12 protein-coding genes and 1 pseudogene are annotated in these 13,380 nt (G+C 71.3%); 10 read left to right on the top strand and 3 right to left on the bottom strand.

What is annotated here, in order from left to right; genetic code table 11:
- Positions 1-245: 245 nt before the first annotated feature.
- Together ACIBO8_RS33445 and ACIBO8_RS33440 are read right to left on the bottom strand one after the other, a co-directional pair.
- Positions 246-1,046, bottom strand: coding sequence for an HAD family hydrolase (locus ACIBO8_RS33445; RefSeq protein ID WP_396119427.1), 801 nt, complete (start codon positions 1,044-1,046; stop codon positions 246-248).
- A 705-nt stretch (positions 1,047-1,751) separates the two neighbouring features.
- Positions 1,752-2,162, bottom strand: coding sequence for an STAS domain-containing protein (locus ACIBO8_RS33440; protein ID WP_396119426.1), 411 nt, complete (start codon positions 2,160-2,162; stop codon positions 1,752-1,754).
- Between the two features lie 505 nt (positions 2,163-2,667).
- Here ACIBO8_RS33440 and ssd point away from each other — a divergent pair.
- From ssd to ACIBO8_RS33400, 8 genes and pseudogenes are all read left to right on the top strand, one after another.
- The gene (gene ssd, locus ACIBO8_RS33435; protein ID WP_396119587.1) at positions 2,668-3,705 is read left to right on the top strand and encodes a septum site-determining protein Ssd; all 1,038 of its coding nucleotides are present in this window, start codon (positions 2,668-2,670) and stop codon (positions 3,703-3,705) included.
- A gap of 71 nt (positions 3,706-3,776) precedes the next feature.
- On the top strand, positions 3,777-5,696 hold the full coding sequence (locus ACIBO8_RS33430) for a hypothetical protein (protein WP_396119425.1): 1,920 nt from the start codon (positions 3,777-3,779) through the stop codon (positions 5,694-5,696).
- A 212-nt stretch (positions 5,697-5,908) separates the two neighbouring features.
- Positions 5,909-7,096 carry a TadA family conjugal transfer-associated ATPase gene (locus tag ACIBO8_RS33425; RefSeq protein ID WP_396119424.1) on the top strand — a complete coding sequence of 396 codons (1,188 nt, stop codon included), beginning with the start codon at positions 5,909-5,911 and terminating at the stop codon, positions 7,094-7,096.
- A complete protein-coding gene (locus tag ACIBO8_RS33420) occupies positions 7,093-8,115 on the top strand; it encodes a type II secretion system F family protein (protein WP_396119423.1) in 1,023 nt (340 codons plus the stop codon). Before ACIBO8_RS33425 ends, ACIBO8_RS33420 begins: the two co-directional genes overlap by 4 nt.
- 10 nt (positions 8,116-8,125) lie before the next feature.
- Complete coding sequence (locus tag ACIBO8_RS33415; RefSeq protein ID WP_396119585.1) at positions 8,126-8,899, top strand: type II secretion system F family protein; 774 nt, start codon at positions 8,126-8,128, stop codon at positions 8,897-8,899.
- Between the two features lie 131 nt (positions 8,900-9,030).
- On the top strand, positions 9,031-9,207 hold the full coding sequence (locus ACIBO8_RS33410; protein WP_396119422.1) for a DUF4244 domain-containing protein: 177 nt from the start codon (positions 9,031-9,033) through the stop codon (positions 9,205-9,207).
- Positions 9,204-9,599, top strand: coding sequence for a TadE family type IV pilus minor pilin (locus ACIBO8_RS33405; RefSeq protein WP_396119420.1), 396 nt, complete (start codon positions 9,204-9,206; stop codon positions 9,597-9,599). Before ACIBO8_RS33410 ends, ACIBO8_RS33405 begins: the two co-directional genes overlap by 4 nt.
- A pseudogene (locus tag ACIBO8_RS33400) lies at positions 9,596-9,904 on the top strand (Rv3654c family TadE-like protein); the annotation flags it as partial. The gene ACIBO8_RS33405 and the pseudogene ACIBO8_RS33400, both read left to right, overlap by 4 nt.
- A gap of 157 nt (positions 9,905-10,061) precedes the next feature.
- Here ACIBO8_RS33400 and ACIBO8_RS33395 read toward each other — a convergent pair.
- Entirely contained in the window at positions 10,062-12,371 is a 2,310-nt protein-coding gene (locus ACIBO8_RS33395; protein WP_396119419.1) for a DEAD/DEAH box helicase, read from the bottom strand.
- A 133-nt stretch (positions 12,372-12,504) separates the two neighbouring features.
- On the opposite strand from ACIBO8_RS33395, the gene ACIBO8_RS33390 reads away from it, so the two are divergent.
- Together ACIBO8_RS33390 and ACIBO8_RS33385 are read left to right on the top strand one after the other, a co-directional pair.
- Positions 12,505-12,876, top strand: a complete 372-nt coding sequence (locus ACIBO8_RS33390; RefSeq protein ID WP_366152612.1) for an STAS domain-containing protein — start codon at positions 12,505-12,507, stop codon at positions 12,874-12,876.
- Positions 12,873-13,313, top strand: a complete 441-nt coding sequence (locus tag ACIBO8_RS33385; RefSeq protein WP_396119418.1) for an ATP-binding protein — start codon at positions 12,873-12,875, stop codon at positions 13,311-13,313. The genes ACIBO8_RS33390 and ACIBO8_RS33385 overlap by 4 nt, the downstream gene beginning before the upstream one ends.
- Positions 13,314-13,380: the final 67 nt, after the last annotated feature.

The raw sequence follows: 13,380 nt of genomic DNA, 5'->3' as shown, positions 1-13,380 counted from the left end.
TGCGCGTCCGACCGGGTTATCAAGCGTGCACCTGGGTCGTTGTCGGCAGTCCCGCCGGTATCCCCGGTGGGTCCCGCCGCAACGTGCCTGCCGTGGCTGATCGCGCGTGGGTTCCCGGTGGCCGTGCACGGAACCTTCGGTGGTGCTAAGTGGTCCCGCGTGTTCTTTCTACGCCGCCGCGCCCTTGATCACCAGGGCAAAAGCTACCAACGGTGATTAGTCAGACCCTTGCCGGTGACGATTTTCTATGCGAGCGCGGCCCGCAGCCGCCGGTGCCGCCCGTACAGCGCTATCCCGATGGCGAGGCCCACACCCACACCCAGAGCGGCGGCGGCCACCGGCACGGCCGGACGATCTCGCAGCCGGCGGCCCAGCGGCACCGGGTGCCGGAACTCCAGCACCGGCCACGAGCGTTCCAGCGCCACCCGCCGCAACGCCCGGTCGGGGTTCACCACGCTCGGACGCCCCACGGCCTCCAGCAGGGGAAGGTCACTGCTCGAATCCGAATAGGCGTAACACTCCGCAAGGTCGTACCCGCGCCCCTCGGCAAGCTCCCGCACTCCGGCAACCTTGCTGGGACCCGCCGCGTAGAACTCCACCTCGCCGCTGTAGCGCCCGTCGACGATCCCCATCCGCGTGGCGATCACGTCGGTCACCCCGAGCAGCGCGCCGATCGGCCGCACCATCTCGTCCCCGGAAGCGGACACCAGCACGACGTCGCGGCCGGCCGCCTGGTGCTCGCCGATGAGGATGGCCGCCTCGGCGTACACGTAAGGGTTGATGAGCTCTTCCAGGGTCTCCGCAACGATCTGCCGAACCTGCTCGACCTTCCAGCCCTTGCACAGCGCGGCCAGATAGTCCCGAGTGCGCGCCATGGTGTGCTCGTCGGCGCCGCCCAGCCGAAACATCAGCTGCGCATAGGCCGACTTCACGACATCCCGGCGGCTGATCAGCCCATCCCGGTAGAACGGCCGTCCGAAGGCCAGTGCACTGGACTTGGCAATGACGGTCTTGTCGAGGTCGAAGAACGCGGCGCTCTGGCCCACGGGCCGAAAGTGTAGCCGCAAGTCGCACCGGAACCGGGTCTGTGGTGTTTCTCGTGACGGTGGGTACTCGACGGTAGCCGGGGACTGAGGCATGCTTGTGTTGCGACTGGGATTCACGTTGCCCGTGGTTTGTCTTGTTCAGTCGCCTTTTCCCGCAAGATTCTCGGTGATTGCGCCCCCCGCGATCGCCGAGCCGATTCGGCTCGACCCCCCCGGAGCCGAATCCTCGGACGGCCCCCGTCACCCCCGACGGGGGTCGTTCTTATTTGCTCGGTTTCGGCGGAATTTACGGTACGGCGGTGGGGAGGCGGGGCCCGCACACCGCGCGAGGCGGTGCGGGGTCGCTCTGCGGGGACGCGACCATCCGGGCGGAGGCGGTGGTCCGGCGGGTTGGCGCGGATCGCTCGGCGGGCGGCCCGACTTTTTGCTTCGCGCGTCCGGGACCTGCTGTGCTCGGCCGACGTAGCTGTGCTGGCGGGCGTGACTGTGCTCGGCCTAACCTGACCCTGGCTGTGTCCTGGCTGGCCGTGGCGGTGTCCTGGCCGTGGCCGTGGCCGTGGCTGGCTGGCCGTGGCGGTGTGTGGCTGGCCTGGGTTTGCGCGGCTGGTCGTGGCGGTGTCCGGCTGGCCTGGCTCGGCGGGGTTGTCTTTCGCTTGATCTTCGCCGGCGGCCTGCAGTCTCACCTGGCGGCCGGCTCTTTGCCGGTCAGGCCCCGGTGGCTTGGCTCAGGTCGGCCGACTGCTCTTCCTCGGGAATGCCGAACAGCTCGCACAGCCCGGTCACCGAAAGCACCCGGCGGAAACTCGGGCTCGGATTGGTCACCACGAAGCGGCTCTCCGCCTGCGTCACCGCTCGATAGCCCTCGATCAGAGCACCCAGCCCGGTGGAGTCGATGAACGTGGCCTCGGCCAGATCGATCCGGATCTCCGGCGGCGCCCAGTCGTCAACGGCATCCCGCACCGCCTGCGCGACATCGTCGGCGTTGGAGAAGTCGATCTCCCCATACAGGGTCACCAGGGCGATGCCGTCCTCGCCGAGCTCGCTCCGTATCGGGTGCTCCATGCCAACTCCATCGGTCGTGTCGGCAACAACATACCCAACGTCAGCCCCATCCACCCTTCACGAGTCTGTCGCGGGCCCGACGATGCTACGCCCGCACCCGCCCCTACAGCCCGCTGCGCGTAGCAGATCAGCCGGGGGAGTGGGCGGTTGTACACAGCCCGGTGGTTCATCCACAGCCCCGGGCGCCACTGCTTGAGCCGCACCCGCCTACCCGAGACGGTGGACGCAATCCCGCTGCGCCCCGCATCGGCGGGTCGCTCCATGTGCGGGCGACGCATCCCCCTCGGCCTGCTCGTCTTCACCCACTCGGCTATCCCCTTTCCGCATCGACTATCCAGTTCCCGCCCGTGGCTCCGTCTTTTCGTCCGCTGTCCTACTTGCCGTAGTCCGTCCTTTGCTCGCGTCTTGCCGTAGTCCCGTCTTTCGCTCGCGGCCGGCCTTCCCTGTTCGTCGCCTCGTACTCGTCCTCGCCCGCCCTGTCGTCCTTGTCCGTCCCCGTGCCGTCTTTCGCCGTCCCTCTGGAGTCCTGATGTCTGCGCGTACCTCATTGCCGCTGGTCGTGACCGCCGACCCGGAGCTGCTCGACGACCTGGTCCGGCTCGCCGCCGCAGGCGGGACCGAGGTCGACGTCGCGGCGGACCCGGCTGCGGCCCGCGACCGCTATCTCGGCGCGCCCCTCGTCATGATCGGCGCTGACCAGGCCATCGCCTGCCTGCGCGCCCGCCTCCCGCGCCGTCCCCGCGTGATCGTCACCGGACACGAACCGATCGTGCACGCGGCATGGGAGGTGGCCCAGCCGCTCGGCGCCGAGCACGTGGCGATGCTCCCGGCCGCCGAGCCCTGGCTGGTCGACCGGTTCGCCACCGCCGGCCCCGCCGAGCCCTCACCGGCCGGCCGCATTCTCGCGGTCCTGGGCGGCCGGGGCGGCGCCGGAGCGAGCACCCTCGCCGGCGGACTCGCCGTCACGGCGGTGCACGAGGGCCTCCGTACGCTCCTCCTGGACGCGGACCCCCTCGGCGGCGGCCTGGATCTCGTCCTCGGCTGGGAGCGCGTCGAAGGTCTCCGCTGGCCCGCGTTGGCCGAGGCGGGCGCCCACGCCGATCCGTCCGCCCTCCTCAAGGCGCTCCCGCACCAGGGCGACCTGGTCCTCCTGTCGTTCTCCCGAGACGGCCTTCCGGGCGTCCCACCCGAAGCCATGGCGGTCACGATGCAAGCCGCCCGGGAGAACCGCGACGTGACCGTGGTGGACGTGCCACGCCACCTGGACGACGCCGCAACCATCGCCCTCGCAGCCGCGGACCGGGCGATCTTGATCGTCCCGGCGGAGCTCCGGGCCACCGCATCCGCGGCCCGGGTGGCGGCTGCGGCCCAGCGGCATTGCCCGCAACTCTCCGTGGTGGTACGCGGCCCAGCACCCGGCCGTTTACGCGCGACGGAGGTCGCCCGGTCACTGGGGCTTCCGCTGGCCGGCTCTCTCCGCCCTGAGCCGGCGCTGTGCGAAGGGCTCGAGCAGGGTCAGCCGCCCGCCGCAGGAGGACGCGGACCCCTCGCGGACCTCTGCCGACGCATCCTCGGTGGCTTGAACGCCGCACGGTGACCATCACCTGTGTACGGCTGATTTTGATCAAGCGCAGAGCACGCTGGCGAGCGGCAAGTATCATTTCGTCGGTGGCTAATGACGTTGCTGGCCGGTCCACCGTCGACATGCCGGTCGATGCAGACCGGCGGATCCGCGGGGACCTGCAGGTCGGTGCCGACGCGCCGGTCCCCAGCGACGCGGCGGCCCCCAGCGACGGGCCGGTCCCGAGCGACGCGGCGGTCCGCAGTGACGAGCCCGACACAGGTGACTCGCCGGCCCACCCCGACCCGCGACCTCATGCCGGCGTGATCGCCAACACTGACGAGCCGGCCCGCACTGTCCGCTGGCTGCATCGGGGCCTGACCCTGGCCGCGATCATGGGTCTGGTCGTCGGCACTCGCGGCTTCTGGAACACCCACGCACTCACCCGGCCCGGGCTGGCACTCGCGCTGACCGGTGCGTACCTCGTGATGCTGGTCGCGGCGATCCTGGCCCTCTGCGTGTCCAGCGGCAGGTCGCTCGCCCGCCTGGACGTGGCCGTTCTCGGCACCGCCATGGCGATCAAGGTGATCGGCGGGTGGCCCAGCCTGATCGGCGAGAAGCCCATCACCGTCGACGAGGGCATGTTCCTGGACGGCGCCGCGCGGAGCCTGGCGAACGGTCACAACCCGTACGTGGGTGCCTGGGCCTTCATCGATCCGGACCTGCCCACCCAGTTGATGAACGGGCGCACGGTCTACGACTTCGGCTACCCGCCGTTCGGCGCCGAGCTCGGCGCCCTTGCGCAGCGACTGTTGCCGTCGGTCCCCGGCATCGTGGTCGTCACCTGGCTCGCCCTGCTCGCCACCGCGGCCCTGATTTTCCTGGCGGCTCCCGCGCCGCTGCGACCGCTGGCCACGCTGGGCGTTCTCGGTCTCGGCACGCTGACCTCGTACGCGAATAATGCGTACCCGTCATTGATCGCACTTCCGTTCCTCTGCGTGGCGGTCTGGCGCTGGACGGTGATCGGCCGTGGCGGCCGATTGGGCGCCGGCGGGGTCATTCGTGCGGTCGCGCTCGGCCTCGCGTGCTCCACCCATCAGCTCGGATGGTTTATCGCGCTGTTCCTCGCGGTCGGTCTGGTGGTGCTGCGCCGAGGCGAGATGCCGCTCCGGGCGGCGACCGTCCTGGTGGCGCGCTATGTGGGAGTTGCGCTCGGCGTATTCCTCCTTGTCAGCGGCTGGTTCATCGTGACCTCGCCGGTGGCGTGGCTGACCGCCATTTTCGAGCCGATGCTGCAGCACGCGGTTCCTCACGGGCAGGGGTTGATGGGCCTGTCCGCGTACGTGATCGGTGGCAGCGGCGCACTCGACTTCTACGGCTACGCCTCGTTGTTGCTGCTCGCGGCGCTGCTGATCACGTTCGCCGTACGTCTGCGCACGCTCGGACCGGCAGCGGTGGTCCTGCCGTGGCTGGTCTTCATGGTCGCCAACCGTTCCCAGGACGGCTACTGGGTGCTGACCATGCCGCTGTGGATCGTCGCGCTCGTCACCACCAGCCGCGACGATTTCGCGGGCGCTCATCGTTTCCGCCTGCCGGGACGTCTGGCGGGAAGGCTGCGGGCGAGCCTGCCCACCGGGCTCATCCGGACCGCCGGCATTTTCGGGACGGCCGCACTGTTCGTGCCCGCGATAGCCTGCGTCGTAGTGGCCGCTGCCACTCCACAGCCGCTCGAGCTTCTCGTCACCAGTGTCATCTCCCCCGGTCAATCCGTTGAGAACGTCATGGTGCAGGTCACCAATCGCTCGTCGGACCCGATCACGCCGCACTTCGCGGTCGCCACGGACGTCACCATCGACAGCTATTGGTACGTCTACTCGGGCCCGCAGAGCCTCCCGCCGGACGGGTCCGCGCTCTACACGCTGATCCCGCGGGAGGGGGATTGGAAGGCGCCGGTCGACGGGCCGGCCTTCCTGCGCGTCGTGTCCGACCACCCGCAGACCCTGAGCAGCCTGCGCCTGCTCGGCTGAGGACAGGATCGCACGGCCTTCATGACGTCCGCCGGTTTTCCACAACAGCCTTCGTTGTCCACAGGCTCGGCCGTCGTCGGTTGAGCCCTCGGGCGCCGCCGAGCGAACGTATGCGACCTATCCACCACCTCCGGGGGTCGCTGTGTTCGTTCGTTTGCTTGTCCTGAAAAGACAGTCCTTTGTGCCTCGCCGGGACGCTTCCGGGCGCTCCGATGCTTGAGGTGACCGAGCCGGGCATCACGGAAAAGGTGCGGCATCGGTTCGCGGTCGAGGGCGTGAATCCGACGACCGCGGCCGTGGTCACCGCGGTGAAAGAAGACTCGTCGGTCTCCTTGCTCGGCGACACCGCCGTGCGGCGGCTTGCCGACCGGGTCCGCCACGACCTCGTCGGCGCCGGACCCCTGGCGTCGCTGCTCGCCGACCCCGAGGTGACGGACGTCCTCGTCAACGGCACCGACGTGTGGGTCGACCGCGGCGCGGGGCTGCTTCGGGCGCCTTCGACGTTTGCTCACCCCGACGACGTACGCCGCCTGGCTCAGCGCCTCGCGGCAAGCTGCGGCCGCCGCCTGGACGATGGCCGGCCTTACGTGGACGCCTACTTGCCCGACGGCACCAGGCTGCATGCCGTGTTGCCGCCGGTCGCCACCTCGGGGCCGTACCTGTCTCTGCGGACTTTCCGGCAGCGTCCGTTCACGCTGGCCGACCTGGTCCGGTGTGGAACGGTTTCATCGCAGGTCGCTCCGCTGCTCGCGGCGGTGGTCGAGGCGCGGCTTGCCTACCTGGTCGTCGGCGGTACGGGCTCCGGAAAGACGACCTTGCTCGGCACGCTGCTGGGCATGGTGCCGGCCACGGAGCGGATCGTCCTGGTCGAGGACGCCGCCGAGCTGCGGCCCGCGCACCCGCACCTGGTGGCCCTGCAGACGCGGACATCGAACGTCGAGGGCGCCGGCGCGGTCAGTCTCACCGATCTGCTGCGCCAGGCACTGCGTATGCGGCCGGACCGGCTGGTGGTCGGCGAATGCCGAGGCGCGGAGGTCGTGGATCTGCTCGGCGCGCTGAACACCGGGCACGAAGGCGGTGCCGGCACGTTGCATGCCAACACGCCGGCCGACGTCCCGGCCCGGCTCGAGGCGCTCGGCCTGCTAGGTGGGCTTCCCAGAGCGGCCTTGCACGCTCAGGTCGTCGCGGCACTGCAGGTGATTCTTCAGGTACACCGCCAAGCAGGCGGCCGCGTCCTCGACTCGATCGGAGTGCTGCTTCCGACGGGGGAGCAGCACCTCGCCACGGTGGTTCCGGCCTGGCAGCGAGGCCGGGGAACCGGACCCGGTGCGCCAACCCTCGGGCGCCTCCTGGCCGACCGCGGCATGCGCGTCCCTCCGGTGCTGGGGTGTCCGCGATGACGACGTGGCCTTGGCTGTTCGCGGCAGTCCTGTTGGCCACGGCCGCGCTGGTGGCCGTCTGGCCGGTGAGGCACGGTCTGCGCCGCCTCGCCCTGCCGTCCCGGCCGCTGCACCTCGTCGCTGTCGGAGCGCGCGTGGTTCGTTCGCCGCGACGCTTGGTCGTCGTCTCGGGGACGTCCGCCGTGCTCGTCGGCGCTTTCCTCGGCGGTCCCGTCGCCGCGCTGATCGCCCTCGCATACGCGATGCTGGGCGCCCGCGCGCTCAATCGCAGGGCGGCGCGACGACAGTCCGCCGAGGGCCGGGCGCGTGATCTCGACGAGCTCAGCGCGCTGGCTGCTGACCTGCGCGCCGGCCTTCCGCGCGCAACGGCGCCGATCGGCGGGCGGCTCGGCGAGCTGACGGCAGCGGCTGGGCAGCTCGCTGAACGTACGGGTGCTCCCACCGCTGATCTCATCGAACGCATCGAAGCCGACGCCCGCGCCGCCGACCGGGCGGCTGCAAACGCTGCGGCCCAGGCAGCCGGCGCTCAGGCGACCGCCGTCCTGCTGGCGGCGCTGCCAATCGGCGGCATCGCGCTCGGGTACGGAATCGGCGTCGACCCTTTGCACGTCCTGCTCCACACGCCGGCAGGCGCGGCGTGCGCAATCGGTGCCGTCGTGCTGCAGGTCGCGGGCTTGCTGTGGGCGGACCGCCTCACGAACGGTTCGTCCGGCGAGAGACCTCCCGCGGCGGGTTCCGAAGCCGCACGGTCGCCCGCGTCGCACGCCGATCCCGCGGCGATACGGTGGCGCGGACCCGCCCGCCTGTTTGAGCCGTCGCGTGGGCGCGGATCCGCCCGCCTGCTTCGGCCGCAGCGGTGGCGGGGAACCGGCCGCGAGGTCCAGTTGCCGCGTGGGCGCGGATCCGCCCGCCTGCAGCCGCCGGGACAGGCTCGCCGACGGTCGATGCCGCCTACAGGCGGCGCAGCCGGCGCACCGGTTGTGCAGCGGCCCGCTACCCGGGTCGGACGGCGCGGATGAGTGCCTCGACCTGCGGTGCCGAGTCGATCCTGCGAAGTGGCGGCCCGGTTCAAGTGCCGCTCCAGCCGTGTTGCGTCGTCGCGCTTCTGCACTCCGCGCGTACGCCGGACCCGATGATGCCCCTGCCCTGCCCCCTCCGTGCCGACCTGACCGCCCTGACGGCCGCCTTGGCCCGGGAGAGGGAAGGCGTCGCATGATTCGCCGCCTCCTCACCGCGTGTGTCTGCGGTGCCGCTGTGGCCTGGTACGTCGGGCACTGGTGGGGTGTTCCGCCTGCGCTGCTCATCGCGTACGGGACGAACCGATGGTTGAGCAAGCAGGAGCCCGCCGCGGTTCGAGCCGCCCGCGCCCGTGCTCAGGCCGACCTGCCGCTCAGTGCCGATCTTGTGGCGGCGGCTCTTCGTGCCGGGGCGCCGGTCGACCGTGCGATGTCCGCCGTCGCCGAGGCGTTGGGTGGTCCGCTGGGGGAGCGGCTTGCACGCATCGGCCGGTCCCTGCGGCTGGGTGCCGACCCGCCGGAGGCGTGGGCGCATCTCGCCGGCGTACCGGGCGCTGACCGGCTGGTCGCCGCGGCGGTGCGGTCCAGTGCGAGCGGCGGGGCGTTGGCGGGAGCGTTCACCCGGCTGGCCGAAGACCTGCGCGCCGATCGCGCGATCGCGGCGGAGGCGGCCGCTCGCCGGGCCGGAGTGTTGATCGTCCTGCCGCTGGGCGTGTGCTTCCTGCCGGCGTTCCTGCTCGCCGGCCTGGTGCCAGTAGTGATCGCCGTCCTCGCCGATGTTTTGTGAACCTGCGCCGGCGTACGGAGCGCGCCGGCAGGTGAGCAGCGCGGAGCGAAAGAGCTCGCCGGTTCGCGGACCGGTGCTGGTCGCCCTTCGCGGCGACGTCCTGTGACAACCCACGACATCAAGGAGTCCCCATGTACCGACTCATCGCCCGCCTCACCGGGTCCCAGGCCGACGAAGGGATGAACACGGCGGAGTACGCCGTCGGCACCCTCGCCGCCGTAGCGTTCGCCGGCGTGCTGCTCAAGGTTCTGACGAGCCCGGGCATCGCGCAGTCCCTCACCAGAGTGATCACCGAGGCCCTGAAGTGACACGGCGCCGGCAGCCTGGACGCTGGTGCGGTGGCCGCGTCCCGGCGGGCCTGGGGCGAGACCGGGGATCCTTCACGGCCGAGCTGGCGGCCGGGCTGCCGGCGCTGATGCTGCTGCTTTTCGCCGGCCTGACGGCGGTCGTCGCGGTTACTACCCAGGGCCGCTGCGTCGACGCAGCCCGCGAAGGTGCCATCGTTGCCGCTCGCGGTGGGCCGGGTGTTGAGAACGCCGTCAGGATCGGGCCGCCCGGCGCGGAGGTGATGGTCGTCGAGGGCGACGACACCGTGACCGTCGAAGTCCGTGCGAAGGTGGCGGTCCTGGGCGGGCATCTGCCGATGATCACGGTAGGTTCGGCGGCGGTGGCCGCCCGTGAACCAGCCGGCGTCCCGTGAAGGCGCTCAGGGTGGACCGAGGCGGCCTTGTCGGATCGGATCGTGGGGCCGGGTCGGTGTTCGTGCTCGCCGTCGGCATGGTTCTGGTCGCCGCCGGGGTAGCCGGTGCGGCTGTCGGTACGGCTCGGGTGGGACGGCATCAGGCGCGTACGGCGGCCGATCTCGGGGCCTTGGCCGGAGCCATGCGGGCGATCGAGGGGCCGGAGTCCGCTTGCGGCCGGGCGGCCGAGCTCGTATCGGCCAACGGCGGTCGGGTGGTCTCCTGCCGGCTGGAGGGACTGGAGATCGTCGTTGAGGTCGCGACGCCCGTGAGTCCTCTGCCAGGCCTGACGGTCCAGGCAGAAGCCGCCGCTCGGGCGGGCCCGGTGCAGGTGGTCGCCGCAGCGCCGGCCGGCACGGTCGGAGAAGAGGCCGCTGTCCGGGGGCCACCCGTTTCAGAAGGGGCCACGCCACCGGACCGGCTCAGGAAGGAGGGGCGTCCGGCAGTGCGGTCAGCACCGCATCCAGCACGGCGATCGCCTTCGCTTTGTCGAGGGGGTTGTTGCCGTTGCCGCACTTCGGCGACTGCACGCAGGACGGGCAGCCCGTCTCGCACGCGCACGACGCCACTGCCTCGCGAGTCGCGCGGAGCCAGGCGGACGCCGTCCCGTACGCACGCTCCGCGAAGCCCGCCCCGCCCGGGTGCCCGTCGTAGACGAACACCGTAGGGCTCTGCGTGTCCACATGGTTGGCGGTCGACAGCCCGCCGATATCCCATCGGTCGCACGTCGCGATCAGTGGAAGGAGGCCGATGCCCGCATGCTCCGCGGCATGCAACGCGCCCGGTACGTCCGCCGGTGCAACGCCCGCCGCGTGCAGTGCCTGTGGCGAGACGGTGAACCAGACCGCGACCGTACGCAGCTCGCGGGCGGGCAGGTCCAGCGGGCGGGTGTCCAGCACCTCTCCGCTACCGAGGCGGCGGCGCTGGTACGACACCACCTGGCTGGTCACGTCCACCGAGCCCAGGAACAGGCCGACCGGCCCCGCGTCGACGTACTCGCGGATCGACACCACCGACAGGTCCGTGACGTCGCGGGCGTGGGTGGACCAGTCCGGTTCCGCGGCGTGGACGAGGGCTACCGCCTCGTCCAGATCGAGGTCGTCCACCAGATAGGAGGCTCCCTGGTGCAGGTAGACCGCGCCCGGGTGGAGCATGGCGTGGGACGAGCCCTGGTCGACCGTGCCGAGCAGGCGGCCCGTTGCCGATTCCACCACCGCTACCGGCGTGCCGCCCGTGCCGCGCAGGTCAACCTCGGGACGTCCCTGGCGGGTCCAGTACCAGCCCGTGGGACGTTTGCGGAGGGCGCCCGAGCGGGTCAGGGCATCGACCGCCTCGGCGGCGCCGAAGAGGTCCAGGTCGGCGGGGCGCAGCGGTGCTTCCGCCGCCGCGCAGCACAGTTGGGGGCCGAGGACGTAGGGGTTGGCCGGGTCCAGGACCGTTGCTTCCACGGGCCGGCCGAAGAGGGCGTCCGGGTGGTGCACCAGGTAGGTGTCCAGCGGGTCGTCGCGGGCCACGAGCACCGCCAGCGCCTCGCCGCCCGCCCGGCCCGCGCGGCCGGCCTGCTGCCACAGCGACGCTCGGGTGCCCGGGTAGCCGCAGATCAGTACCGCGTCCAGGCCGACCAGGTCGACGCCGAGCTCGAGCGCGTTCGTCGACGCCAGGGCGAGAAGTTCCCCGGTCATCAGGGCGCGTTCGATCGCGCGGCGGTCCTCCTTGAGGTAGCCCGCCCGGTACGCCGCGACGCGCTCGCCCAGGCCCGGCACCGCCTCGTCCAGCGAGCGCCGGGTCATCGTCGCCACCACTTCCGCGCCTCGGCGGGAGCGGACGAAGGCGAGGGTGCGTGTGCCTGCCACGACGGCGTCAGTCAGCAGGTCCGCGGTTTCCGAGAGTGCCGATCGGCGGGTCGGGGGGAGGTCCGGGTCCTCGTGCGGGAGGAGCGGGGGCTCCCACAGTGCGAAGGTCACCGCACCGCGCGGCGAGGCGTCCTCGGTCACGGCGGTCACCGGCAGGCCGGTGAGCCGGGTCGCGGCGTCGCCCGGGTCGCCGGAGGTCGCGGACGCGAGGACGAAGGTCGGGGTGCCGCCGTACTGGGCTGCCAGGCGGCGGAGGCGGCGCAGGACGTGGGCCACGTGGGAGCCGAACACTCCCCGGTAGGCGTGGCACTCGTCGATCACCACGTACGCGAGACGGCGCAGGAAGGTGGCCCACCTGGCGTGACCGGGCAGCAGGGCGTGATGGAGCATGTCCGGGTTCGTCAGGACGAACCGGGAGTGCTGGCGGATCCACTCGCGTTGCTCGCGGGGCGTGTCACCGTCGTATGTGGCCGGCCGCACTCCGTCGAGGCCGAGCCGGGTCAGCGCCCGGAGCTGGTCGGCTGCCAGGGCCTTGGTCGGCGACAGATACAGGACCGTCGCGCGCGGGTCGTCGAGCAGCCGGCTCAGTGCAGGCATCTGGTACGCGAGGGACTTACCGGACGCCGTACCCGTGGCGATGACGACGTGGTGACCGTCGTGGGCGAGCGATCCCGCGGTGGCCTGGTGTTCCCAGGGTTCGAAGCCGTACGCGTCCCGCAGCTGCCGCGGCACCCAGTCCGGCCACGGCACCGTCCGCCCCGATCGCGCCTCGACGCGTTCGATGTGGGTGACGCGGGAGCCGTCCGACGAGGGGCCGAGCGCCTTCAATGCGCCGCGCGCGGCCGGAATGTCCGGGGCGGTCGTGGTCACGTCCTGCACTCTGACATCGGTATGGCCCGAACCCCAAACGGGTACGACGGTGGGTGCCCACGCGTCGGGGGATGACGGTCGGTGGTTAGATTCGCTGGGGAGATCGGCTGCCTGAGGGCTTGCCCCGGAGGGAGGAGGACCGATGGAGCTGTCGCTGACGACCCGGACCGTCGGCGAGCACACGGTGCTCGACGTCGGCGGTGAGGTCGACGTTTATACGGCCCCGCGGCTGCGGGAACGCCTGGTCGAGCTGGTCGACGGCGGCGCGCGCCACGTGGTGGTGGATCTCGCCCGGGTCGACTTCCTCGACTCCACCGGCCTCGGTGTGCTGGTCGGCGCGCTGAAGCGGCTGCGGGCCGCGAGCGGCACGTTCGGCCTGGTGTGCTCGAAGGAACCGCTGCTCAAGATCTTCCGGATCACCGCCCTCGACCAGGTGTTCCCGATCTACCCCTCCGTCGAGGCGGCCACCTCGACTCCGTCAGGCGATCGCGACGACACCACTGAAACAGCGTGATGGCCACGGTACGGCTGTCGTTCTCCCCGGCCCCGGTGCACGTCCGTACGGCCCGGCTGGTCGGCGTGGCGGTGGCTCGGCGTGCGGGGGTCGCCGAGGAACTGCTCGACGAGGTGCGGCTGGCGATAGGCGAGGCGTGCACCCGGGCGGTAGCCCTGCACAACCAGTACGGCCTGCCCGACCTCGTCATGGTGGAAATGTCGGACTCGGACTCGTACACGGTGCGGGTGATCGACCGCGCGCCGATCGAGGCGAGCATCGGTCTCGCGAAGCTCCCGCCGGACGAGCTGGCGGATGAGTCGCTGACGGACGAAGCCCTGACCACCGGTGTCGGCTTCGCCCTGCTGGCCGGCTTTGTGGACGATCTTCAGGTTCGTCCGGTCGACGAGGGCGCAGGCACCGAGGTCCGAATGGTGTGGCCCGTCCACCGTCGCTGACGGAGAAACTGTCGCTGCCGGAGAAGCCGTCGCTGCCGGGATAGGCCGTCGCTGCCGAGGAGACCGT

Source organism: Actinoplanes sp. NPDC049681 (genome assembly GCF_044465265.1).
Lineage (GTDB): Bacteria > Actinomycetota > Actinomycetes > Mycobacteriales > Micromonosporaceae > Actinoplanes.
This window is presented reverse-complemented; position numbering and strand designations above follow the sequence as displayed.

Coding starts and splice junctions, on each gene's coding strand:
- ACIBO8_RS33425 (WP_396119424.1), top strand. CDS start 5,909: ATGCTTGAGGTGACCGAGCCGGGCATCACGGAAAAGGTGCGGCATCGG.
- ACIBO8_RS33420 (WP_396119423.1), top strand. CDS start 7,093: ATGACGACGTGGCCTTGGCTGTTCGCGGCAGTCCTGTTGGCCACGGCC.
- ACIBO8_RS33410 (WP_396119422.1), top strand. CDS start 9,031: ATGTACCGACTCATCGCCCGCCTCACCGGGTCCCAGGCCGACGAAGGG.
- ACIBO8_RS33390 (WP_366152612.1), top strand. CDS start 12,505: ATGGAGCTGTCGCTGACGACCCGGACCGTCGGCGAGCACACGGTGCTC.